This is a genomic window from Pseudomonas sp. XWY-1 (assembly GCF_002953115.1).
GTDB lineage: Bacteria > Pseudomonadota > Gammaproteobacteria > Pseudomonadales > Pseudomonadaceae > Aquipseudomonas > Aquipseudomonas alloputida.
This window is the reverse complement of the sequence record NZ_CP026332.1, coordinates 1,008,394-1,032,320: the sequence shown is the minus strand read 5'-3', so window position 1 is coordinate 1,032,320 and position 23,927 is coordinate 1,008,394. Positions and strand designations below refer to the sequence as shown.

Annotated in this window: 22 protein-coding genes; 14 read left to right on the top strand and 8 right to left on the bottom strand. The window is 62.2% G+C overall.

Features of this window, described 5'->3' with window-relative positions; translation table 11 throughout:
- Positions 1–10: 10 nt before the first annotated feature.
- Both PRJ_RS04880 and PRJ_RS04875 read right to left on the bottom strand, forming a co-directional pair.
- Positions 11–1,003: an NAD(P)-dependent oxidoreductase gene (locus PRJ_RS04880; RefSeq protein WP_003255182.1), complete on the bottom strand. Its 993-nt coding sequence runs from the start codon at positions 1,001–1,003 to the stop codon at positions 11–13.
- Positions 1,004–1,052: 49 nt separating this feature from the next.
- Positions 1,053–1,943, bottom strand: a complete 891-nt coding sequence (locus PRJ_RS04875) for a LysR family transcriptional regulator ArgP (protein ID WP_003255184.1) — start codon at positions 1,941–1,943, stop codon at positions 1,053–1,055.
- Between the two features lie 101 nt (positions 1,944–2,044).
- On the opposite strand from PRJ_RS04875, the gene PRJ_RS04870 reads away from it, so the two are divergent.
- Both PRJ_RS04870 and PRJ_RS04865 read left to right on the top strand, forming a co-directional pair.
- Complete coding sequence (locus tag PRJ_RS04870; RefSeq protein WP_020191198.1) at positions 2,045–2,644, top strand: LysE/ArgO family amino acid transporter; 600 nt, start codon at positions 2,045–2,047, stop codon at positions 2,642–2,644.
- Between the two features lie 266 nt (positions 2,645–2,910).
- Positions 2,911–3,507, top strand: coding sequence for a superoxide dismutase (locus PRJ_RS04865; RefSeq protein WP_003255187.1), 597 nt, complete (start codon positions 2,911–2,913; stop codon positions 3,505–3,507).
- A 153-nt stretch (positions 3,508–3,660) separates the two neighbouring features.
- On the opposite strand, the gene PRJ_RS04860 is transcribed toward PRJ_RS04865, so the two are convergent.
- Positions 3,661–4,410 carry a hydroxypyruvate isomerase family protein gene (locus tag PRJ_RS04860; RefSeq protein WP_104960846.1) on the bottom strand — a complete coding sequence of 250 codons (750 nt, stop codon included), beginning with the start codon at positions 4,408–4,410 and terminating at the stop codon, positions 3,661–3,663.
- A 193-nt stretch (positions 4,411–4,603) separates the two neighbouring features.
- Here PRJ_RS04860 and PRJ_RS04855 point away from each other — a divergent pair, with 193 nt between their 5' ends.
- The 12 genes from PRJ_RS04855 to PRJ_RS04805 all read left to right on the top strand — a co-directional run bounded on the left by PRJ_RS04855 (position 4,604) and on the right by PRJ_RS04805 (position 20,082).
- On the top strand, positions 4,604–5,506 hold the full coding sequence (locus PRJ_RS04855; protein ID WP_104960845.1) for a GntR family transcriptional regulator: 903 nt from the start codon (positions 4,604–4,606) through the stop codon (positions 5,504–5,506).
- Between the two features lie 205 nt (positions 5,507–5,711).
- The gene (locus PRJ_RS30280) at positions 5,712–6,491 is read left to right on the top strand and encodes a hypothetical protein (protein ID WP_256597922.1); all 780 of its coding nucleotides are present in this window, start codon (positions 5,712–5,714) and stop codon (positions 6,489–6,491) included.
- 163 nt (positions 6,492–6,654) lie between these two features.
- Positions 6,655–7,071, top strand: a complete 417-nt coding sequence (locus PRJ_RS30275) for a PQQ-binding-like beta-propeller repeat protein (protein ID WP_256597921.1) — start codon at positions 6,655–6,657, stop codon at positions 7,069–7,071.
- A gap of 300 nt (positions 7,072–7,371) precedes the next feature.
- Complete coding sequence (locus PRJ_RS04845) at positions 7,372–9,423, top strand: bifunctional diguanylate cyclase/phosphodiesterase (RefSeq protein ID WP_162497226.1); 2,052 nt, start codon at positions 7,372–7,374, stop codon at positions 9,421–9,423.
- Between the two features lie 158 nt (positions 9,424–9,581).
- Positions 9,582–10,913 (top strand): imelysin family protein, encoded by a 1,332-nt coding sequence (locus PRJ_RS04840; RefSeq protein ID WP_010952117.1) that lies wholly within the window; start codon positions 9,582–9,584, stop codon positions 10,911–10,913.
- A 141-nt stretch (positions 10,914–11,054) separates the two neighbouring features.
- Positions 11,055–11,537, top strand: a complete 483-nt coding sequence (locus tag PRJ_RS04835) for a hypothetical protein (RefSeq protein ID WP_104960843.1) — start codon at positions 11,055–11,057, stop codon at positions 11,535–11,537.
- Positions 11,538–11,551: 14 nt separating this feature from the next.
- The gene (locus tag PRJ_RS04830) at positions 11,552–11,938 is read left to right on the top strand and encodes a hypothetical protein (RefSeq protein ID WP_020192047.1); all 387 of its coding nucleotides are present in this window, start codon (positions 11,552–11,554) and stop codon (positions 11,936–11,938) included.
- 109 nt (positions 11,939–12,047) lie between these two features.
- A complete protein-coding gene (locus PRJ_RS04825; protein WP_104960842.1) occupies positions 12,048–13,475 on the top strand; it encodes a di-heme oxidoredictase family protein in 1,428 nt (475 codons plus the stop codon).
- 19 nt (positions 13,476–13,494) lie between these two features.
- Positions 13,495–14,559 carry an imelysin family protein gene (locus PRJ_RS04820; RefSeq protein ID WP_104960841.1) on the top strand — a complete coding sequence of 355 codons (1,065 nt, stop codon included), beginning with the start codon at positions 13,495–13,497 and terminating at the stop codon, positions 14,557–14,559.
- A gap of 2 nt (positions 14,560–14,561) precedes the next feature.
- Complete coding sequence (locus PRJ_RS04815) at positions 14,562–15,659, top strand: DUF1513 domain-containing protein (RefSeq protein WP_020192044.1); 1,098 nt, start codon at positions 14,562–14,564, stop codon at positions 15,657–15,659.
- 219 nt (positions 15,660–15,878) lie between these two features.
- Positions 15,879–17,036: an efflux RND transporter periplasmic adaptor subunit gene (locus PRJ_RS04810; protein ID WP_064492396.1), complete on the top strand. Its 1,158-nt coding sequence runs from the start codon at positions 15,879–15,881 to the stop codon at positions 17,034–17,036.
- 1 nt (position 17,037) lies between these two features.
- The gene (locus PRJ_RS04805; protein WP_104960840.1) at positions 17,038–20,082 is read left to right on the top strand and encodes a multidrug efflux RND transporter permease subunit; all 3,045 of its coding nucleotides are present in this window, start codon (positions 17,038–17,040) and stop codon (positions 20,080–20,082) included.
- Between the two features lie 105 nt (positions 20,083–20,187).
- Here PRJ_RS04805 and PRJ_RS04800 read toward each other — a convergent pair whose 3' ends face one another.
- The 5 genes from PRJ_RS04800 to colR form a co-directional block, all read right to left on the bottom strand.
- Positions 20,188–20,421: a hypothetical protein gene (locus tag PRJ_RS04800; protein WP_047603320.1), complete on the bottom strand. Its 234-nt coding sequence runs from the start codon at positions 20,419–20,421 to the stop codon at positions 20,188–20,190.
- On the bottom strand, positions 20,421–21,119 hold the full coding sequence (locus PRJ_RS04795; RefSeq protein WP_049586448.1) for a lipopolysaccharide kinase InaA family protein: 699 nt from the start codon (positions 21,117–21,119) through the stop codon (positions 20,421–20,423). Before PRJ_RS04795 ends, PRJ_RS04800 begins: the two co-directional genes overlap by 1 nt.
- A gap of 6 nt (positions 21,120–21,125) precedes the next feature.
- Positions 21,126–21,806 (bottom strand): class I SAM-dependent methyltransferase, encoded by a 681-nt coding sequence (locus PRJ_RS04790; protein ID WP_010952107.1) that lies wholly within the window; start codon positions 21,804–21,806, stop codon positions 21,126–21,128.
- 107 nt (positions 21,807–21,913) lie between these two features.
- Positions 21,914–23,224: a HAMP domain-containing sensor histidine kinase gene (locus tag PRJ_RS04785; protein ID WP_064492394.1), complete on the bottom strand. Its 1,311-nt coding sequence runs from the start codon at positions 23,222–23,224 to the stop codon at positions 21,914–21,916.
- The gene (colR, locus tag PRJ_RS04780; protein ID WP_003255215.1) at positions 23,214–23,897 is read right to left on the bottom strand and encodes a two-component system response regulator ColR; all 684 of its coding nucleotides are present in this window, start codon (positions 23,895–23,897) and stop codon (positions 23,214–23,216) included. Before colR ends, PRJ_RS04785 begins: the two co-directional genes overlap by 11 nt.
- Positions 23,898–23,927 lie beyond the last annotated feature (30 nt).

Here is a 23,927-nt window from a genome sequence, read left to right as displayed (position 1 = left end):
ATGACCATTGTCAGCCGGGCGGCAAATGCTTCCACCAGCCGCAGAATTCATCCAGCGCCGTCCACAGGCTGACCTTGGGTTGGTAGTCCAGGTACTGCCGGGCACGGCTGATATCCAGGGTGAAATCACGGCTCATCACCTGCATCCCCAGGCGCGACAAGGTCGGTTGCGGGCGCCCTGGCCATAACATGCAGGCCGCCTCGTTGAGCGCGGCCAGGCTATAGGCAAGACCATAGGAACGGTAGCGGGTCACCTGGGGAAGCTGCATCTGGCGCATCACGTAGTTGACCACGTCCCACAGCGGCAGTGGCTGGCCGTTGCTTATGTTGTAAGCCTGGCCCAGCGCCCGGTCATCAGCGAACAATGCACTTAGCAGCGCCTCGTTAAGGTTGTGCACACTGGTGAAATCGACCTTGTTCAGGCCGTTGCCGATGATCGCCACACGCCCTTTGCGCTGCATCTGCATCAGCCGCGGGAAGATACTGGCATCGCCCGCACCGGTAACGAAGCGCGGACGCAGCGCCAGCACTTCCAGGCCGAACTCCTGGGCACCGAACACTTTCTGCTCGGCCAGGTACTTGGTTTGCCCATAGTGATCGTGGAAGCGACGCGGTACCTGGTCTTCGCGGACGTCCAGACGCGAACGGCCATTGAAGTAAATCGACGGCGAAGACAGATGCACCAGGCGCCGTACGTGCTCTTTCAGGCAGCCCTCGACCACGTTCTCGGTCACCACCACGTTGCCTTGGTAGAAATCCTGATAGCGCCCCCAGTTACCGACCGCGCCAGCGCAATGCACCACGGCTTCGACACCCTGGCACAAACGCCGGGCCAGCTCGGCGTCACCCAGATCACCCGGGATGAACTGTGCGCCACGCTTGACCAGATGCTCGACCCCTTCGGCACGGCGGCCGCTGACGCGCACGTCCAGGCCTTGCTCCAGGGCGAAACGCGCAAAACGCCCGCCAATGAAGCCACTCGCGCCGGTGACCAGAATTCGCATGTAACACTCCGTCTTGCCAGATTTCAGATGCAACTGACGCCAGCCATGGCTACAAGGGCACCAGCCAATGCTGTGCGGTGTGCCGCAGGTGGTCGGTCAGTTGCGCGAGCAATTGCCCGCCATTGCGCCAATGATGCCAGTACAGCGGCACATCGATAGGGGTATCGCGGCAGATTTCCACCAATTGCCCACTGGCCAGTTGCTCCCGGGCCTGCAATTCGGGCACCAGGCCCCATCCCAACCCGGCCTCGGTCATGCGCAGGAAGCCTTCGGATGAAGGGCACAGGTGGTGCAGGAAACCACCCTCTATGCCCAGCGATGCCAGGTAGCGATGCTGCAGGAAATCGTCCGGGCCGTACACGATCGCTGGCGTACGGGCCAGGCGGCTGGCGACAAAACCTTGGGGGAAGTGCCGCGCCATGAACACGGGACTGGCCAATGCCCGGTAGCGCATGGCCCCCAGTGGCAAACTACGTGCGCCGGCTACCGGCCGCTCACTCCCACACAGGCAGGCCGCCACTTCGCCGGCACGCATGCGTTTCAGGCCCACTTCCTGGTCCTCAACCACCAGGTCGGTCAGCACGTTCTGTTGTGCGCAGAAGTTGCCCACCGCGCCGGCCCACCAGGTGGCCAGGCTATCGGCGTTGAGGGCGATGCGCAGGCGCTCCGGCATGCCCTCTTCGTCCAGCGCCGGTACCTGGCGCTGCAGGTCGCGTTCGAGCAGGCGCACCTGCTGCACATGGTTGAGTAGCTGGCGGCCGACTTCGGTCGTGCCGGGCGGCGAGGCACGTACCAGCACCGGCTGGCCGACCCGCGCCTCAAGCAACTTGATGCGCTGGGAAATCGCCGATTGCGACAAGCCCAGCACCTGCGCCGCACGCTCGAAACCGCCTTGTTCGATCACTGCCGCGAGGGCAGCCAGCAGCTTGTAGTCGAACATCGATTTTCCTAATGGGTGATGAGCTTTATTTGTTTTTCTTATACAGCGCCGAACATCACAATGGCCAGCATCTTTCGTGACCCTTTTTGGAGAGCCCTGCCATGTGGCAAAGCTATCTCAATGGCATGCTGGTGGCCTTCGGTCTGATCATGGCCATTGGCGCCCAGAACGCCTTCGTCCTCGCCCAGAGCCTGCGCCGTGAGCATCACCTGCCGGTGGCAGCGCTGTGCATCATCTGTGACGCCATCCTCGTGGCCGCCGGGGTATTCGGCCTGGCTACCGTGCTGGCACACAACCCGACCTTGCTGGCGATTGCCCGCTGGGGCGGCGCAGTGTTCCTGATCTGGTACGGCGCCAAGGCGCTGCGCAGTGCCTGCTCCAAGCAGAGCCTGCAGCACCAGCAAGGCCAGGGCGTTCGCTCACGTCGCGCCGTACTGCTCAGCGCCCTGGCGGTGACCCTGCTGAACCCGCACGTGTACCTCGACACCGTGTTGCTGATCGGCTCGCTGGGCGCCCAGCAGTCCGCCCCTGGCGCCTATGTGGCCGGGGCGGCCAGCGCTTCGCTGCTGTGGTTCTCGACCCTGGCCATTGGCGCGGCGTGGCTGGCACCGTGGCTGGCGCGGCCGGCGACCTGGCGCATGCTCGACCTGATGGTGGCGGTGATGATGTTCGCGGTGGCGGCGCAATTGATCTTCAACTGACCTCGGGGCGCGGCATATTCATCAACGGCAAGATCGTGCAGCACGCGGTCTTGCAGGCAACACCCGCGCAACGCCGAGCCGCCGGTCGGCACAGCCCAGCCCCTGCGGAACCTCTATTCCCTATGTTTGTTGCGTGGTTATGCGCCGGGCCCGGTGCTATGATCCAGCCCTTGCGTCGCAAAGAGTACAGACTCGCCGACGCTTATCGGGCCGCCCGTGATCGGCCTTGCGCAAACCGCAAACAGACCTGAATCAGGAGATCCACCATGGCTTTTGAATTGCCGCCGCTGCCGTACGCCCATGACGCCCTGCAGCCGCACATCTCCAAGGAAACCCTGGAGTATCACCACGACAAGCACCACAACACCTACGTCGTGAACCTGAACAACCTGGTCCCAGGCACCGAATTCGAAGGCAAGACCCTGGAAGAGATCGTCAAGAGCTCTTCGGGCGGCATCTTCAACAACGCCGCTCAAGTCTGGAACCACACCTTCTACTGGAACTGCCTGTCGCCAAACGGCGGCGGCCAGCCTACCGGTGCACTGGCTGACGCCATCAACGCCGCTTTCGGTTCCTTCGACAAGTTCAAGGAAGAGTTCACCAAGACTTCGGTGGGCACCTTCGGTTCCGGCTGGGGCTGGCTGGTCAAGAAAGCTGACGGTTCCCTGGCCCTGGCCAGCACCATCGGCGCCGGCTGCCCACTGACCAGCGGCGACACCCCGCTGCTGACCTGCGACGTCTGGGAACACGCCTACTACATCGACTACCGCAACCTGCGTCCGAAGTACGTCGAGGCGTTCTGGAACCTGGTCAACTGGGCCTTCGTTGCCGAGCAGTTCGAAGGCAAGACCTTCAAGGCCTGAGTCCCTCAGCCTTGAGCAAGAAACCCGGCCTCGTGCCGTAATGCTGGCAGTCCAGCATTGCCATCCACGCCGGGCTTCCTCGAAAAACCGATGCCAGTCTTCTGGCATCGGTTTTTTTTCAAGGGTTCTGGAACGGGCCAGCGCACAGGGCGTTCATGAGGCGTACTGACCAAGCCAGCCAAGGCTATCCGCAGTAGCGCCCGTAGGCCGGTACTCACACCCGACCCAGCCCGCATACCCGCGCTGCTCCAGCGTCGCAAACAACCCTGCAATATCCATCTGCCCCGTCCCCGGTTGATGCCGCCCAGGACAGTCGGCCACCTGCACATGCACCGTCCGCTCAAAGAACTGTGCCAGCACATCGGCCGCATTTCCGGTCAACAACTGCGCATGGTACAGATCAAGGATCAGCCCGATACTCGCATGCGCCTCCAGCACCTGCTGTGCCTTGTTGAAGTCGGACATGTAATACCCTGGCATTTCCTGCGTGCAGATCACTTCGATCAATGGCCGCAGCCCCTGGTCCTCGAAATATTTCACGGCATAGTCCAGGTTGCTCGCGTACACCTTGCCGGCGCCATCCTCGTGGGTTATCCCGGACATCAGGTGCACATCCGTACATGCCAGCGTGCGGGCATAGCTGGCTGCCTGGCGCAACCCGTCACGAAACTCGGGCTCCTTGCCCGCCACCGCGGCAATGCCCTTGGAAACGCCAGCCGGTGCGGCAAACTGGACCAATGGCAACGCATACTTCGCCAGTTCATCAGCCAACAAACTCGCATCCAACTCATAGGGCGAGGGGAATTCCACCGCGCGAAATCCGGCGGCAGCGGCGGCTTCGATACGCTGCAGAAAAGGCAGTTCGTTGAACTGGAAGCCGAGGTGAGCATTGAATTTGAGCATGTGTAAAGATCCATCCCGGGAAGAAAACATTCGTCGTTGCAAAGCCTGAGCCGCGGCTCAGGCACTGCACTGGCGGCAACTGCGCCAGCTCGCTGCGTGCAGACACTCAGGTCCTTCGTGTGTGGTATTTTCCTGCCCCAGTCCGACCCAAATCTGCCGGATCGACTGAAGTCAAACATTCGGAATACAGCCTGTGATCAAGAAAGACCTCGCCCTGCAATTGGCCCCTCGCGTCATCGAGATGATCCGCGCCCGGTCGATGAAGGCCGGCGAGCCATTGCGCGAGCAGACCTTCGCCCAAGCCTTCGATGTCTCCCGCTCCCCCATCCGCAGGGTATTCGCCCTGCTCGCCGAGTGGAACATCGCGGTGCAGGAGCCCAATCGCGGCTATTTTCTGAAACAGGACGCCGGGCAGATCCAGGAAGCCACCGTACCGCCCGTCTGCGACCCCTTCGAAGACTTCTACCTGCGTGTGGTGGACGACATCCTCAACGGGGAAATCCCTGCCGAATTCTTTGAAGCCCAGCTACTGCGACGCTACTCTGTGCCTCGCGGGCAACTGCTCAAGGTCCTCAACCGGCTGGCAAGCGAAGCCATGGTCGAGCGCAAGCCCGGGCAAGGCTGGAGCCTCAACGAATTCGTGCACAACGCCCAGACCCACATCCAGAGCTACCGCTTCCGCATGGCCATCGAGCCGGCCGCACTGCGTGAGCCGGGCTACAACGTGAACCAGGCCGCCTTTGCCAAAGCCAGGGCGCAACAGCAGGCCATGCTCGACGGCGAGATTCACACGCTGTCACGTGCCCAACTGTTTGAAATCGGCGCCCAGTTTCACGAAATGATCGTGCAATGCTCGGGCAACCTCTTCTTCATCGATGCCATACGCCGGCAAAACCAACTCAGACGCTTCATGAGCTACAAAGCCAACGTCGACCGCAGTCGCCTGATGACGCAATGCCTGGAGCACCTGCACCTGCTCGACCTGATCGAATCCGGTCGGCGCGAAGAGGCCGCACGGTTTCTGTGGAAACATCTGGACGAAGTCGGCCGCCTCAAAACCGGCCAGACTGCCTTGCAGGAAAGCCAGCAGGCATAACCCCTCTCCCCCTTCCTTCAAACCTGCGCGTGAATCAGTTATGGCAGCTTAGCCATTGCCTCCTTTTGACACAAGATACAAAGAAGCCTGAAAAATCAGCGCTCGGCGTAAAATTTGCGCCACTCATTGTATTTCATTGCAACAATAAGCAATATGCGCATCGCTCGGACGCACTGTGGCACCGAATCACACAGGAAGGGATGCAATGGAACAAGGAACGTTGGCTAAAGGGACGGGGGTTTCGAGCCTTCTGTTCGGGGTGTACACGATTCTGCTGGCCCTGCTTGGCCTGACACTGGCCTATCAGGGAGGCGCGCTGGTCAATGCCGGTGGCTCGCCTTACTACGCGATGATGGGCACCGTATTGTTGCTGGCCGCCGCACTCATGGGCCTGAAGAAGGCGGCCGGAATTTACCTCTATGGCGCAGCATCCCTAGCCACCTACGGTTGGGCGATCTGGGAGTCGGGCTACAACGGCTGGGCCTATATTCCACGCCTGGCCTGGCTGGTACTGCTCAGTGTGATCTTTCTGGCTTTCTGGCCACTGGTCCGCCGCGACTTCGCCAAAATCAACAAGGCACTGTACTTCAGCATCATGGGCGTGCTGCCGCTGCTGATGGCGGCCACCATCCTGGCACCGCTGTTCTTCCCGAACATCGTTCATCTGGCCGACTCGCCGGCTATTACCGCGCATTCACAGCAACCGTTCAGCCGCAGCACGGTGGCATCACCAGATGCCAACCCATCCGCGGGGTGGTCATCACCGGTGGCCGGGTGCTGGACTCAGATGTGCGCCCGGCACCGTCAGGCGTGGTTCGCGCCTACGATGCAGTCAGCGGCAAACAAAATTGGGCCTGGGCTCATGGCCGTCCCGATAGCACTGCACCTGCCGACGCAGATGAAACCTATACGCTCAGCACGCCCAACTCATGGGCGCCGATGTCCGCCGACGACGAGCTGGGACTGGTCTACTCACCACTGGTAATGCAGCAGGTGACTTCTATGGCGGTACCCGCACCGAACAGGAAGACAAGTTCAGCTCTTCGCTGGTGGCCCTGGATGCCCTACGCCGCCAGTAGTCGCCCGGCAATAACCAGGGGTTCCGCGTCCAGGCCGGCCTGCCGTACGGGGCCATCAAGGACCCATGGATGTCGGCGCTGGAACAACCGTGCATCGCGCCACCCTGGGGGTTCATCTCAGCTATCGACCTGCGCACCCGTGAAGTACGCTGGAGCCGCCCATTCGGCACCGGCTATGGCAGCGGCCCCTTGGGCATCGCCTCGAAACCGCGCTTCGAAATCGGTACACCGAGCGATGCCACCGGCGTGGCTACAGCCGGCGGCGTGACCTTCATCGGCGCTGCCATCGACCCTTTCATGCGCGCCTACAACAGCGAAAGTGGTGAATTGCTGTGGGAAGAACGCCTACCGGCCGGCAACCAGGCGTCGCCCCTGACCTACGTGAGCGAAGGCCGCCAGTACGTGGTTGCAGTGGTCGGCGGGCATGACCGGATTCCGACCAAGCTGAGTGACAGCATCATTGCCTGGGCGCTGCCGGAGAAATAGCGCTGCCTTTCAGGGGCAGCCATCGTTTACTTCCGCTCCACAGGCCCTCTGTTCGAGGAGTGTGCCATGCCTGTGCGGGCGGGCTCTCCGCGAAGCAGCCAGCACGCATTTCACCTGCGCTCCACCCGCAAAACGCTTGCTCAGGCCGCATACCACGCTAACATCAAACCTCTGGAAGATTGATACAGCGCATTCAAGTTGCGGGGTCAGGCAACCGATACACTGCTAACGGTCGGCCGGTAGTGTATCGTCATCGTTGATGGCAAAATGATGCCATGCGCATGGATTAAGGAAACCCCATTGAAGCTGGAATTGCGGAACAGCTTGTCGGTCAAGTTGCTCAGGGTCGTGCTGCTGTCGGCGCTGGCGGTCGGCGTCGTGCTCAGCTGTGCGCAAATCATCTATGACACCTACAAGACCCGCCAGGCCGTGGACAGCGACGCCCAGCGCATCCTCGACATGTTCCGCGATCCTTCGACCCAGGCGGTTTACAGCCTCGACCGTGAAATGGGCATGCAGGTCATGGAAGGCCTGTTCCAGGACGAATCAGTACGCATGGCCTCCATTGGCCATCCCAACGAAACCATGCTGGCAGAAAAGTCCCGCCCGCTGCAGGACATGTCCATGCGCTGGCTCACCGACCTCATCCTCGGCCAGGAGCGCACCTACACCACGCAACTGGTCGGCCGTGGACCTTACAGCGAATACTACGGCGACCTCAGCATTACCCTCGATACCTCCTCCTACGGCAAAGATTTCCTGATCAACGCGGTGATCATCTTCATATCCGGCGTGCTGCGGGCCATGGCCATGGGCCTGGTGCTTTACCTGGTCTACCACTGGCTGCTGACCAAACCGCTGTCGAAGATCATCGAGCACCTCACCCAGATCAACCCTGACCGCCCCAGCCAGCACCAGATACCGCTGCTCAAGGGCCACGAGAAAAACGAGCTGGGCCTGTGGGTGAACACCGCCAACCAGTTGCTGGCCTCGATCGAGCGCAACACCCATTTGCGCCACGAGGCGGAAAACAGCCTGCAGCGCATGGCCCAGTACGACTTCCTCACCGGCCTGCCCAACCGCCAGCAACTGCAGCAGCAACTGGACAAGATCCTCGTCGACGGCGGCCGCCTGCAGCACCGAGTGGCAGTGCTGTGCGTTGGCCTGGACGACTTCAAGGGTATCAACGAACAATTCAGCTACCAGGTCGGTGACCAGTTGCTGCTGGCCCTGGCCGATCGACTACGCGCCCACAGCGGCCGCCTGGGCGCTCTGGCGCGGCTGGGCGGCGACCAGTTCGCCCTGGTACAGGCCAATATCGAGCAGCCCTATGAGGCTGCCGAACTGGCGCAAAGCATCCTTGACGACCTGGAAGTACCGTTCGACCTCGACCACGAGCAAATCCGCCTGCGCGCGACCATCGGCATCACCCTGTTCCCCGAAGACGGTGACAGCACCGAAAAACTGCTGCAGAAAGCCGAACAGACCATGACCCTGGCCAAGGCCCGCTCGCGCAACCGCTACCAGTTCTATATCGCCAGCGTCGACAGCGAGATGCGTCGCCGTCGCGAACTGGAAAAGGACCTGCGTGAAGCCCTGCCCCGCAACCAGCTGTACCTGGTGTACCAGCCACAGATCAGCTACCGCGACCACCGAGTGGTCGGCGTAGAGGCCCTGCTGCGCTGGCAGCACCCGGACCTGGGCATGGTGCCACCCGACCAGTTCATCCCCTTGGCCGAGCAGAACGGCAGCATCATCAGCATCGGCGAATGGGTGCTTGACCAGGCCTGCCGGCAACTGCGCGAATGGCACGACCAGGGCTTCAGCGACCTGCGCATGGCGGTCAACCTGTCTACCGTGCAACTGCACCACAGCGAGCTGCCACGGGTGGTCAACAACCTGCTGCAAGCCTATCGCCTACCACCGCGCAGCCTGGAACTGGAAGTCACCGAAACCGGTCTGATGGAAGACATCAGCACCGCCGCCCAGCACCTGTTGAGCCTGCGCCGCTCCGGGGCGCTGATTGCCATCGACGACTTCGGCACCGGCTACTCGTCCCTCAGCTATCTGAAGTCGCTGCCCTTGGACAAGATCAAGATCGACAAGAGTTTCGTTCAGGACCTGCTCGACGACGATGACGACGCCACCATCGTTCGCGCCATCATCCAGCTGGGCAAAAGCCTGGGGATGCAGGTGATCGCCGAGGGCGTGGAAACGGCCGAGCAGGAAACCTACATCGTGGCCCAGGGTTGCCACGAGGGCCAGGGCTACCACTACAGCAAGCCCCTTTCGGCCCGTGAACTGACCCACTTCCTCAAACAAGCGCAACGCAACCGGGTTTCGGTGTCCTGAGGCACCTGCCCGGTTACAGGCCGAGCCCCTGATTTACATGAATTGCGCGCCCGCCCCTTTACAGCAAATGCAAATCTTTCGCATGATGTTGTAGTTTTGCGTGCCACGGCGCACGGTCCACCCCCTTGGTCCAACCACACGATGCAGGAAAACCAATAATGATTCGAATGCCTCTGGCCTCCGCCAGTCTGCTGGCCATTGCCATCGCCCTCGCCGGTTGCGGTGAAGGCAAGGACGAAAAAGCCGCCGCGCCGCAAGCCCAGGCACCTGCTGCTGCCACCACCGCTGCGCCAGGGGCTGTCGACGAAGCAGCCGGCAAAGCCGTGGTCAAGCATTACACCGACATGGTCTACGCCGTGTACAGCGACTCGCTGAGCACTGCCAAGACGCTGCAGACCGCGGTCGACGCGTTCCTGGCCAAGCCCAACGACGAAACCCTGAAAGCCGCCAAGGAAGCCTGGTTCGCCGCGCGCGTACCGTACCTGCAGAGCGAAACCTTCCGCTTTGGCAACACCATCATCGACGACTGGGAAGGCCAGGTGAACGCCTGGCCCCTTGACGAAGGCCTGATCGACTACGTCGACAAGAGCTACGAGCACGCCTTGGGCAACCCGGGGGCCAGCGCCAACATCATCGCCAACACCGAGATCCAGGTGGGTGAAGAGAAGGTCGACGTCAAGGACATCACCCCCGAGAAACTGGCTAGCCTGAACGAGCTGGCTGGCTCCGAGGCCAACGTTGCCACGGGCTATCACGCCATCGAATTCCTGCTCTGGGGCCAGGACCTGAACGGCACCGGCCCTGGCGCTGGCAACCGCCCGGCATCCGACTACCTGGAAGGCCAGGGCGCTACCGGCGGCCACAATGACCGCCGCCGCGCCTACCTGAAAGCGGTTACCGACCTGCTGGTGACCGACCTCGAAGAGATGGTCGGCAACTGGGCACCGAACGTCGCCGACAACTACCGCGCCAAGCTGGAAGCCGAGCCCGTCAACGACGGCCTGCGCAAGATGCTGTTCGGCATGGGCAGCCTGTCGCTGGGCGAACTGGCTGGCGAGCGCATGAAAGTTTCGCTGGAAGCCAACTCGCCGGAAGACGAGCAAGACTGCTTCAGCGACAACACCCACTACTCGCACTTCTACGACGCCAAGGGCATCCGCAACGTCTACCTGGGCGAGTACACCCGCCCGGACGGCACCAAGCTGACCGGCCCTAGCCTGTCGTCGCTGGTCGCCAAGGTTGACCCGGCCGCCGATGCAGCCCTCAAGGCCGATCTGGAAGCCACCGAGGCCAAGCTTCAGGTGATCGTAGACCACGCCCTCAAAGGCGAGCACTACGACCAGCTGATCGCCGCCGACAACGCTGCCGGCAACCAGGTTGTACGGGACGCCATCGCCGCCCTGGTCAAGCAGACCGGCTCGATCGAGCAGGCCGCGGGCAAGCTGGGCATTGCCAACCTGAACCCGGACACTGCGGATCACGAGTTCTGATCCTGCTGTAGCGCTTCACCGCAAACGCCCGGCCTTGTGCCGGGCGTTTTCGTTTGCTGCCGGGTAAAACGCTTCCCGCTGCCTGGCGTGCGCGCAGATGCTCATCCTGTAGGCCTTCGATCAAACCTAACAGGAGGCACAGTGCTGCAGATTCTTGATGTCTGGGGCGAAGGCCGAATCGTCCAGCGCATGAATGGGGAAGACCTCATCACCGGATTCAACGATGCGTACAACCTGAACAAGGCTGGCCAGCTCATCTCCAACGGGCCGTTCGCTGGCGGGCACATTCCCAACCTTATCGTCGTATACGAATACGATGCTCCGGACTTTCCCCTCGACGACCATGCAGTCCCTCACGTGACGCTGATGGGCGCTCCGATCACCCACCATGTGGCCGAGGAAATGTGCCGGGTAGTTGCCCGTCCCGGCAAGATCTACCTGTACGACCCCAACGAAACCGACCGCCGGATGTTCGAGGCAGTCGCCATTGACCAAGGGATGCAACTGCTCGGTCGCTTTAATCCCGCCGAGCTCGCCCCCCCATTCAACGAAATCACCTTGCTCGCGGCCTATGTCTATCGCGCCCCGACCAGCCCATTACCACGCCCGAAAACTGAACATTGAAAGGAAAACACTACATGGCCAACGTCACCTACTTACGCTCCATCGCCAATAACACCCCTTATACCTTGACCCTGATCGACGGTGAAAACCGCAGCAACAGCCTGGCAGTCGGCGCACAGCACGTCTGGAATGGCTCGCTGGCCATCCCGTGGATCGGCAGATCGACTGAGAACCACAAGGCCTTGCGCCTGATACTCGGCCCGTCTGCCGACACCAGCATCTGGATATTCCAGGATTACTGGCAACCTGCGCACATGGACGCGGTCAAGTGCATTACCGCCTCCTCCATGGAATACACCAGCGAAGAAGTCATCGAAGTCACCGGCGATAATCGCGGTGGCGGCAACAAGAACCTGATCGTCAACCTGGTCAACCGACACTTCATGCTCTATATGGCCTGACCAACCGCGCTCGCAGCGATTTCATCAAGCAAACGCAAATTGCTCTTATTCAATGATCCTGGGCCTGCTAAGCTGCACGCCGGTTTTTCGCTCACGCCCAGGATTCTAGATGTCCTTGTCGCTGTCCCGACTCCCCCCCCTGCTGCTGGCCCTGGCCTTGGCCGCCTGTGACGACGCCCCGCGTTTCACCCACGCCGAGCCCGGCGAAGCGTTGTCGGGTGGCCAGGCGACCGTGCAGCGCAGCGACCGCAATGCCTATTCCCTGCCCTCGGCCAACCTCTCGCCAGAGCTACGCCTGGACTTCGCCGTGGGTAACAGCTTCTTTCGCAACCCTTGGGTGATCGCGCCGTCAACCACCACCGCGCGTGATGGTCTGGGCCCGTTGTTCAATACCAACGCCTGTCAGAACTGCCACGTGCGCGACGGCCGTGGCCACCCACCAGAGCCGGGCGACAGCAACGCGGTGGGTATGCTGGTACGCCTGTCGATCCCCGACCAACCCTACCTGGCCAAAGTGATCGAGCGCCTCGGCGTGGTGCCAGAGCCCGTCTACGGTACCCAGTTGCAGGACATGGCCATCCCCGGCGTGGCGCCCGAAGGCAAGGTGCGGGTGAGCTACACCCGCGAAACCATGTCATTCAAGGACGGCCATCAGGTCGAGCTGCGCAAGCCAGCCCTGCAAATCACCCAGCTCGGCTATGGTGTGATGCACCCCGACACGCGCTTTTCTGCGCGGGTGGCACCACCGATGATCGGCCTGGGCCTGCTTGAAGCGATCCCCGAAGCCGACCTGCTGGCCAACGAAGACCCGGACGACCGCAACCGCGATGGCATCCGCGGGCGGGCCAACCGTGTATGGGACGACGCCCAGGGCAAAACAGTGATCGGCCGCTTCGGCTGGAAAGCCGGGCAGCCCAACGTCAACCAGCAGAACGTGCACGCCTTTGCCGGCGACATGGGCCTGACCAGCACCCTGCTGCCCAACGACGATTGCACCCAGGCACAAACCGGCTGCCTGGCTGCGCCCAACGGCGATGGTGCCGATGGCGAGAAAGAAGTCAGCGACAACATCCTGCGCCTGGTCACGTTCTACACCCGCAACCTGGCTGTGCCGGCCCGCCGCGACGTCGGCTCGCCACAGGTACTGGCGGGCAAGAACCTGTTCTACCAGGCGGGTTGCCAAGGTTGCCACACACCGCAGTTCACCACCGCCGCCGACGCCACCGAACCCGCGTTGGCCAACCAGGTCATACGCCCCTACAGCGACCTGCTGCTGCATGACATGGGCCCGGGGCTGGCCGACGAGCGCACCGAGTTCGCCGCCAACGGCCAGGACTGGCGGACGCCGCCACTGTGGGGCATCGGCCTGAGCGAAACGGTCAGTGGCCATAGCCAGTTCCTGCATGACGGCCGCGCCCGCAACCTGCTTGAGGCCGTGCTGTGGCACGGTGGCGAAGCCGAGGCGGCACGCAATTTCGTACTCACTTTCGATGCCGAGCAGCGCGCTGCGTTGCTCGCGTTCCTGAACTCACTTTAAACGCGCAAAGGAGCCGGGCATGTTCCGACCCAAACTGTTGTTCACCAGCCTCGCCGCACTCGCCCTCGGTGCCTGCTCGCCACAAGACCCGCAAGCAGTGACCTCCGCCGCCATCGCCAACCAGGTGATCCTGCCTACCTACAGCCGCTGGGTCGAAGCCGACCGTACGCTGGCTGCCAGCGCCCTGGCCTACTGCGAAGGCAAGGAAAGCCTGGACAAAGCCCGCGCCGACTTCCTCAACGCACAAAAAGCCTGGGCCGAGCTGCAACCGCTGCTGGTCGGCCCGTTGGCCGAAGGCAACCGCGCCTGGCAGGTACAATTCTGGCCCGACAAGAAAAACCTGGTCGGCCGTCAGGTCGAGCAACTGGTCAACGGCGACAAGCCAGTTGATGCTGAGGTCTTGGGCAAGTCCAGCGTGGTGGTGCGTGGCCTGTCGGCGTATGAGTACATCCTGTTCGACAGCAAGCCGGACATCGCCACGGCCGAACAGAAAGCCCGCTACTGCCCGCTGCTGGTGGCCATCGGCGCGCACCAGAAGGCCTTGGCAGAGGAGATTCTCAAAGGCTGGAACAGCACCGACGGCATGCTTTCGCAGATGACCAAGTTCCCCAACCAGCGCTATGCCGACTCCCATGAGGCTATCGCCGATCTGCTGCGCGCCCAGGTGACCGCCCTGGACACCCTGAAGAAGAAGCTCGGCGCACCGATGGGCCGTCAGAGCAAGGGCATCCCGCAGCCGCTGCAGGCCGAGGCCTGGCGCAGCCACAACTCGATGAACAGCCTGCAGGCCAGCCTCAAGGCCGCCGAAGCCGTCTGGGTCGGGGTAGACAACCAGGGCCTGCGCGGCCTGTTGCCCAGCGATCAGAAAGCGCTGGCGGACAAGATCGACGCCGCCTACGCTACCTCGCTCAAGTTGCTGGCCGACAACCAGAAAACGCTGGGTGAGCTGCTGGCCGACGACGCCGGTCAGCAAACCCTCAACCAGATCTACGACAGCTTGAACGTCGTCCACCGCCTGCACGAAGGCGATCTGGCCAAGGCGCTGAACATCCAGCTGGGCTTCAATGCCAACGACGGTGACTGATCATGCTGCGACGCCAGGCACTCAAACTCGGTAGCGTATTGCTCAGTGCCCTCACCTTGGGCGGCTGGAGCCTGTTCCGCAGCAAAGGCAGCGAACCCTTGCTGCTCTCGGCGCGTGACAACGGCGACGGCCAGCACTATGCCGTAGGTTTTCGCCTGGACGGTACACAGGTGTTCAGCACGCAGGTCGCTCAGCGTTGCCATGCCATCATCCACCACCCCGAGCAGCCAATCGCTCTGTTCGTCGCCCGCCGCCCAGGTACCGAAAGCTACCTGATCGACCTGCGTGACGGGCGCCTGCTGCAAACGGTAGCCTCGCAGCCGAACCGGCACTTCTATGGCCACGCCGTCGTGCACAAAGGCGGCGAATGGCTGTATGCCACCGAGAACGACACCACCGACCCAGGGCGCGGCGTGCTTGGCGTGTACCGTTTCGAAGGCGAACGCCTGGTGCACACCGGTGAAATCCCGACCCACGGTATCGGCCCGCACGAGGTTGCCTGGCTGCCTGACGGTGAAACGCTGGTCGTGGCCAACGGCGGTATCCGTACCGAGGCCGAAAGCCGTGTCGAGATGAACCTCGACGCCATGCAACCGAGCCTGGTGCTGATGCAGCGCGACGGCACCCTGTTGAGCAAGGAAACCCTGGCCCAGCAGATGAACAGCGTGCGACACCTGGCAGTGGCCAGCGATGGCACCATCGCCGCCTGCCAGCAGTTCATGGGCGATGCCGATGAAACTGCCGAGCTGCTGGCGATCAAGCGCCCGGGCGAGCCATTCAAGGCCTTCCCGGTACCGGAGCGGCAACTGCAAGCCATGGCCCAATACACCGCAAGCGTTGCCATCCACAGCGAGCTGCGGCTGGTGGCGCTGACGGCACCGCGGGCCAACCGCCTGTTCATCTGGGACCTGGACAGCGGCGCTGTGCGGCTGGATGCCCCGATGCCCGACTGCGCAGGCGTTGGCGCGGTGAAGGACGGCTTTGTCGTCACCTCCGGGCAGGGCCGCTGCCGGTTCTACGATTGCCGCAAGGCCGAACTGGTCGGGCAACCGATGAACCTGCCGTCCGGCTTCTGGGACAACCACCTGCATCTCGTCTGATTGTTCTGTTGCACTCACTGGCCTTCTCGCAGCTAAAGCCGATCCCACAGGGTTCTACACAGTCCCTGTAGGAGCGGCTTTAGCCGCGAAAAGGCCGGCACAGGCATTTCACCCCCCCACCTCCGGAAAAACAGTCAATACTTCCCCCATCCACACGTGGGCAGGATCGCCCGTTGTCGTGTAGAAGCGAATAACAACTGCATCCAAGGAACCGGACCTATGCTGCGCCGCCGCATGCTCATCATGTTGGCCGTGGTTCTGCTGATCGTGCTGGCCCTGGGGGGTTACAAAGCCTTCTCGATCTACCAGCAGATCCAGATGTTCACTGCCCCCAAGCCCCCTATCACCGTGGCGGCTGCCATGGCTGAACAGCGCCCGTGGCAAGAGCGCCTGCCCGCTGTCGGCAGCCTCAAGGCGCTGCAGGGCGTGGATCTGAGCCTGGAGGTGGAAGGCATCGTCAAATCCCTGCACTTCGACTCAGGCCAGCAGGTCAAGGCCGGGCAACTGCTCTTGCAGCTCAACGACGATCAGGAAACAGCCCTGCTCGGTACCGCCCTGGCCGACCTGGGCCTGGCCAAGGTCGACTTCGGCCGTGGCAGCCAGCTGGTTGGTGATTCGGCCATCTCCCGCGGCGAGTTCGACCGCCTTTCCTCCCAGTACCGGCGCAACCAGGCGGTGGTCGAGCAGCTTAAGGCGCAGAAGATCAAGAAACGCATCAATGCACCTTTCAGCGGCACCATCGGCATCCGTCAGGTGGACATCGGCCAGTACCTGGCCGCCGGCACTGTGATCGCCACCCTGCAAGACACCTCCAGCCTGTACGTAGACTTCAACGTGCCGGAACAGGCGCTGCCACACCTGAGCCTGGGCCAGCAGGTGCTGGTGCAAGTGGCCGCCTACCCGGGTCAGCGCTTCCCCGGCAGCCTCAGCGCCATCAACCCCAAGGTCGAGGAAACCACGCGCAACCTGCTGGTACGCGCCACCATGGCCAACCCCGACGGCAAACTGCTGCCAGGCATGTTCGCCAGCCTGTTGATCCTGCTGCCCAACCCGCAGCCGCAAGTGGTGGTGCCGGAAAGCGCCATTACCTACACCCTGTATGGCAACTCGGTGTATGTCGCCTCACCGAAAAAGGACAAGGACGGCAAGCCGGAATACGACGACAAGGGCCAACCCCAGCTGGTCGCCGAACAGCGCACGGTAAAGACTGGCGAGCGCCGAGACGGCGTGGTTGTAGTCAGCGAAGGCCTGCAGGCCGGGGAACAGGTGGTCACCGCCGGGCAGCTGAAACTCACACCCGGTGCCGCAATACGCATTGGCCAGGACAACGCCCTCAAGCCCGAACCGGGCGCAGCGGCCAAGGACTCAGGAGGCTGACATGGCGTTCACCGACCCGTTCATCCGCCGCCCGGTGCTGGCCAGCGTGGTCAGCCTGCTGATTCTGCTGCTCGGCTTCCAGGCCTGGAACAAGCTGCAGATCCGCCAGTACCCGCAAATGGAAAACGCCCTGATCACGGTCACCACCGCCTACCCCGGGGCCAACGCCGAAACCATTCAGGGTTATATCACCCAGCCATTGCAGCAAAGCCTGGCCAGCGCCGAAGGCATCGACTACATGACCTCGGTGAGCCGGCAGAATTTCTCGATCATTTCCATTTACGCGCGCATTGGCGCCGACAGCGACCGGCTGTTCACCGAGCTGCTGGCCAAGGCCAATGAGGTGCGAAACAAGCTACCCCAGGACTCCGAAGACCCGGTACTAAGCAAGGAAGCTGCCGACGCCTCGGCGCTGATGTACGTCAGCTTCTACAGCAAGGAAATGAGCAACCCGCAAATCACCGACTACCTGTCACGGGTTATCCAGCCCAAGCTGGCCACTCTGCCGGGCATGGCCGAGGCGGAGATCCTCGGCAACCAGGTGTTCGCCATGCGCCTTTGGCTGGACCCGGTGAAGCTGGCTGGTTTCGGCCTTTCGGCTACCGACGTGACTAATGCCGTACGCCGCTACAACTTCCTTTCCGCCGCTGGCGAGGTGAAAGGCGAATACGTGGTCACCAGCGTCAACGCCAGCACCGAGCTGAAGTCGGCCGAGGCATTCGCCGCCCTGCCGCTAAAGACCAGCGGTGACAGCCGCGTGCTGCTGGGCGATGTGGCGCGGGTCGAGATGGGCGCAGAAAACTACGACACGGTCAGCTCGTTCGACGGCACCCCGTCGGTCTATATCGGCATCAAGGCCACCCCGGCCGCCAACCCGCTGGATGTCATCAAGGAAGTGCGGCGCATCATGCCTGAGCTGGAAAGCCAGCTGCCCTCGTCACTGAACGTATCGATTGCCTACGACGCCACGCGGTTCATCCAGGCCTCGATCGACGAAGTGATCAAGACCTTGGGCGAAGCGGTGCTGATCGTCATCGTGGTGGTGTTCCTGTTCCTCGGTGCCCTGCGCTCGGTACTGATTCCGGTGGTGACCATACCGCTGTCGATGATCGGTGTACTGTTCTTCATGCAGATGATGGGCTACTCGCTCAACCTGCTGACCCTGCTCGCCATGGTGCTGGCCATCGGCCTGGTGGTGGACGATGCCATTGTGGTGGTGGAAAACATTCACCGGCACATGGAAGAAGGCAAGTCGCCGTTCGACGCAGCCCTGGAAGGCGCGCGCGAAATTGCCATGCCAGTGGTGTCCATGACCATCACCCTTGCCGCCGTGTATGCACCGATCGGCTTCCTCACCGGGCTCACCGGCGCGCTGTTCAAGGAGTTTGCCCTGACGCTGGCCGGGGCGGTGATCATTTCCGGTATCGTTGCCCTGACCCTGTCACCGATGATGTGCGCCCTGCTGCTGCGCCGGGAGCAGAACCCGAGCGGCCTGGCCCACCGCCTCGATCAGCTGTTCGAACGCCTGAAAGGGCGCTACCAGCGTGTGCTGCACGCCACCCTCGACAGCCGGCCGGTGGTGCTGGTGTTTGCCCTGATCATCCTGTGCCTGATCCCGGTGCTGCTCAAATTCACCCAGAACGAACTGGCGCCCAACGAGGACCAGGGGGTGATCTTCATGATGAGCAGCTCGCCTCAACCGGCCAACCTCGACTACCTCAACGCCTACACCGACCAGTTCACACCGCTGTTCAAGGCCTTCCCCGAGTATTACTCGTCGTTTCAGATCAACGGCTTCAACGGCGTACAGACCGGTATCGGTGGTTTTTTGCTCAAGCCCTGGAACGAGCGCGAACGCACACAGATGGAGCTACTGCCGCTGGTGCAGGCCAAACTCGAGGAAATCAGCGGGCTGCAGATCTTCGGCTTCAACCTGCCTTCGTTACCCGGCACTGGCGAGGGCTTGCCATTCCAGTTCGTGATCAATACCGCTGGCGACTACCCGGCACTGCTGGACGTGGCCCAGCGCATCAAGATGCGCGCTCAGGAATCGGGCAAGTTCGCCTTCCTCGATATCGATCTTGCCTTCGACAAACCTGAAGTGGTGGTGGACATCGACCGGGCAAAGGCGGCGCAGATGGGGGTGTCGATGGACACCCTCGGCGGCACCCTGGCGACCCTGCTGGGCGAAGCGGAAATCAACCGTTTCACCCTTGAAGGCCGCAGTTACAAGGTGATCGCCCAGGTTGAACGGCCTTACCGCGACAACCCCGGCTGGCTGAACAACTACTACGTGAAGAACGACCAGGGCCAGTTGCTGCCGCTGTCGACCCTGATCACCCTCACCGACCGCGCTCGCCCACGCCAGCTCAACCAGTTTCAGCAACTGAACGCTGCGATCATCCAGGGCGTGCCCATGGTCAGCCTGGGCGAGGCGCTGAAGACCGTGCAGGAAATCGCTCGCGAAGAAGCCCCGGAAGGCTTTGCCTTCGACTACGCCGGCGCGGCCCGCCAGTATGTACAGGAAGGAAGCGCATTGTGGGTCACCTTCGGCCTGGCGCTGGCGATCATTTTCCTCGTGCTGGCTGCACAGTTCGAAAGCTTCCGCGACCCGTTGGTGATTCTGGTGACAGTGCCGTTGTCGATCTGTGGCGCGCTTTTGCCGCTGTTCCTGGGCGTGTCGAGCATGAACATCTACACCCAGGTCGGGCTGGTGACATTGATCGGGCTTATCAGCAAGCACGGTATCCTGATCGTCGAGTTCGCCAATCAGCTACGCGATGAGCGTGGCCTGAGTGTGCGCGAAGCGATCGAGGAAGCAGCGGCCATTCGCCTGCGGCCGGTGCTGATGACCACTGCGGCTATGGTGTTCGGCATGGTGCCGCTGATTCTGGCAAGCGGGGCGGGAGCGGTCAGCCGGTTTGACATCGGTATGGTGATTGCCACCGGGATGTCGATTGGCACGCTGTTTACCTTGTTTGTGTTGCCGTGCATCTACACCCTGCTGGCGCACAAGGCGAGCGCCAAGGCACCTGCAATCGCTTGAACCGACCTTGGGGCGGGCTTGCCCGCGAAGAGGCCGGCAAGGCAGACGCAAAAAACCAAAGGCCCCGCAATCGCGAGGCCTCTGGCTTTTCCAGCTAACGCAGGTTCATCCCTGTGGCCGCAACCCTTGACGCAGGCCAAACAGGAACAGCAAAAGGTCCTGGTCCGGCTCGCTTCGGGCCTGCTGCTGCGGTTTTGCATCCCGCGGCAACGCGCACTGGTCTGCCATCTCAGCCTTGCTGAACACGGTTGGCCTCGGCTCTTCCCAGGCAGCCACCGCCACGGTGGTCACCGCCAGGCCAGCTACCAGGAACAAAGCTCGAGCAATTTCTAGTTTCATTACTCTAACCCTTTGACAGCGCTGCCAAACGCCATCTTGTAAAAGTAGAGCAGCGTCCGCCATTCCGCGTCATTGAGCGACGAATGGCGGCGTAGCTGACGCAAGTCATTGCCGGCCGCCCGCTGGCAGCTGATACGCCGCCTGCACTTTTCCAGGTCCAGCAGCGCCACTTCGACGCGGGCCTGCTCGCCTTCGCCAATTACCTTGATGAATACGTGCTTGCCATACAGGCAGCCGTGCTGCCAGTGCCCCAGGTGCATCCGCGCCAGGTTGTCCGCCAGGTCCTTGAGCATGCGCTCATGCACCACCTGCGGGTAACGCTCGCGGGCACCTTCGGCATGCCAGGTGTCGAGTTCGACAAAACCGTCCAGCGCTTCGCTGACCAGCAGCGCGCGCCACTGGTGCTCGGCATCGCGCTGCGCGCCACAGAAGACGATGCGCGGTACACGCACGCCCAACTGCTCGAAACTGTTCAGTGCATCGAGTTCACGCAACACGGTCGGCCGACCAAAAGGGTGCAGCAGGCTGCGGTAGATATGCCCGACCTGGCGTTTGGCATACAACAGCTTGCCATCGGCATCGTTGAGGCGTTGCACGCCACTCTCGCCGCCGCGGCGCTGGTTAGGCTCCTCGACCCACTCGCCTTGCTGGCGCCAGTAAAAATCGAACTGCGCTTCCCCTTTATGGGCTACAGCCATCAAACACTACCCCTTACGCAATACATAGACCCGCCACATGGCATAGAACGGCAGGAAGTCGAGGCGTTCCTGGATTCTGAAGCCGGCGGCCCTGAATTCTTCTTCGACCGTTTCGGCAGGTAACACGAAACGGTTCTGGTAATTATCCTGCTCGGCCTTGGCGCTACGGCGTTGCTCCAGCTTTTTCCGCCGCCAGGCCTTGAAGTTGCCATCCACCCACAGGGAAAGGATCACACTATCACGGCTAACCCGTTGAAATTCCGAAAGAATGGTCTTTCTGTGCGCCGACTCGCCAATGTGATGGAACAGGCGCATGCAGAAAATGCTGTCCACCGCGTTATCTGGCAGGTCGATGGCAAATGCAGAAGTCTGCAAAGGCCGTACCCGTGCCACAACTTCTGGCGGTTGCGCCGCACAGGCTGTCTCGATCATGGCCTCGGAGTTGTCGGCACCGATGATTACCCGATTGGGCTTTTCCGCCAACAGCGGCCAGAAACGGCCCGCTCCGCATGGCAGGTCGAGTACCAGGCCAGGCTCGCCCGCCAATGCCAAGGCGCGGCGCGCCAACTGCTCATCTCGCTTGTGGGAAAGGCGTCGCGCCAGGCCGTCCTGGTGCTTGAGAAAGTACTCGCGCGCATGGTCTTTGTCGTACTTCTCGGAAAATTCAAGCTTGATGGGGCTACGCATTGGGCATCTCCTGACTCCATTGCGCCCACACTAGTCATGCAAGCGTTGGAATCAGGTCATGCCAATGTGAAAAAAACGTTGGGCACCAGTTGACCTGATACAAGACATTACTCGACCAGGGCGTCCGGGTCGCCTTTGGCCGCGGTGTTGCTCAGGTCCACCTGGAAGCGGCAGCCATGCGGCAAGGTGGATGTCAGGGTGACACGCCAACCTTGGTCGTCGCAGATCCGCTGCACCAGCGAAAGCCCCAGCCCAAGCCCCTCGCCACGCCGTTCATCGCCCCGCACGAACGGTCTGAACATGGCCTCACGCTGCTCTTCGGGGATACCCACGCCACTGTCCTCTACGCTGAAACCGTTGGCTTCCAGACTCAGGCGGATATACCCACTGTCGGTGTAGTGCGCCGCATTGCGCAGCAGGTTGCCCATCACCGACTGCAGGAAGGTGGCGTTGTACAGCACAGGGCTAGCGCTCACGCGGCCATCGAAATACAGGGTGAGGCCTTTCTGTTCGATGGTGTCGCGCCACACCCCGATGAGCTCGTCGGCCACTTCGCGCAGGGTCGCCCGTGACGCCACTGCCCCCTCATCACGCTGCGCGCGGGCCAACATGAGGAAGGTCTTGACCAGCTCGCGCATCTCTTCGGTGGCCCGCGCCACGCGCTCCACCTGGCTACGCGCGCGGGCATCGAGGCCAGGGTTTTCCATCAGAAGCTCACACGAGGTAGCCAACACCATCAACGGCGTGCGCAGCTCGTGGCTGACGTCGCTGGTGAACAGCCGCTCGCGGGTCAGCGCATCACGCAGCCGGCCCAGGGTATCGTCGAAAGCCACTGCAAGCTGGCCGACTTCGTCTGCCGCATAATCCGGAGCCAGCGGCGGGGCCAGGCCCAGTAGTTGATCGCGGTGGCGCACCTGACGCGCCAGGCGGATGACCGGTGCCATTACCCGACGTGCAACCAGCCAGCCAAGGATGACCGCCAGCACCAGGCTGAGCACGAAGCCCACCACAACCACGGCAAACAGTACGCGCTCGCGCTCCTCGAAGTCGCTCTGGTCCTGCAGCAGTACATAACGGCGACCATCGACGATCTCGACCATGGCGTGGTAGGACAGCTGGTCTCGGAACACCTCGTGGAAACCGCGGTCGAGGTGACGCAGGTCCTTGGGCAGCTCGAAGTCGTCACGCCCGCCGCTGAAATAGAACAGCTGATCTGGGCGAGGCCGATGACTCCAGTCACTGACGCTGTCCATACGCAGCAGGCGCTGCAGGTCACCGCCCAGTACCGAGGAAATCAGTCGCTCTTCGACCAGGTGCACCGTGCCGACGATACCGAATGCGAAGGCCCCGGCCACCAGCGCGCTCATCAGGGCAAAGGCGATGATGATGCGCTGGGCAAGGCTTTGCTTAAACTCCATCGCGGCCCTCGGCGAGGCGATAGCCGACGCCATGGACGGTATGCAGCAACGGTTTTTCAAACGGTTTGTCGATCACCTGGCGCAGTTGATGCACATGGCTGCGCAGGCTGTCGCTATCGGGGCAGTCGTCGCCCCACAAGGCTTCTTCCAGCACCTCGCGGCGCAGTACGTGCGGGCTTTTCTGCATCAGTACCGCCAGCAGCTTGAGGCCGACCGGGTTGAGCTTCAACAGGCGACCCTGGCGGGTAACCTCCAGGGTATCGAGGTCGTAGCTCAGGTCAGCCACCTGCAGGGTGCGCCGCCCACCGCCCTGGGCACGGCGCAGCACCGCTTCGATGCGCGCCGCCAGCTCCGACAGGGCAAATGGCTTGAGCAGGTAGTCGTCAGCACCCGAGCGGAAGCCCTGCAGGCGGTCGTCCAGCTGGTCACGGGCAGTGAGCATGATCACCGGCGTGTCACGGCGGGCATCTTCGCGCAGGCGCTTGCACAGGGTGTAGCCATCGATGCCTGGCAGCATGATGTCGAGTACGATCAGGTCATAGTGTTCGGTGGCGGCCAGATGCAGCCCGGACAGGCCATCCTGGGCACAGTCGACGGTGTAGCCTTTCATGCCCAGGTAATCGGCCAGGTTGGCCAGGATATCGCGGTTGTCTTCAACCAAAAGAATGCGCATCGGTTTCTCCTGTGCGGCGCTTCTCGCTGT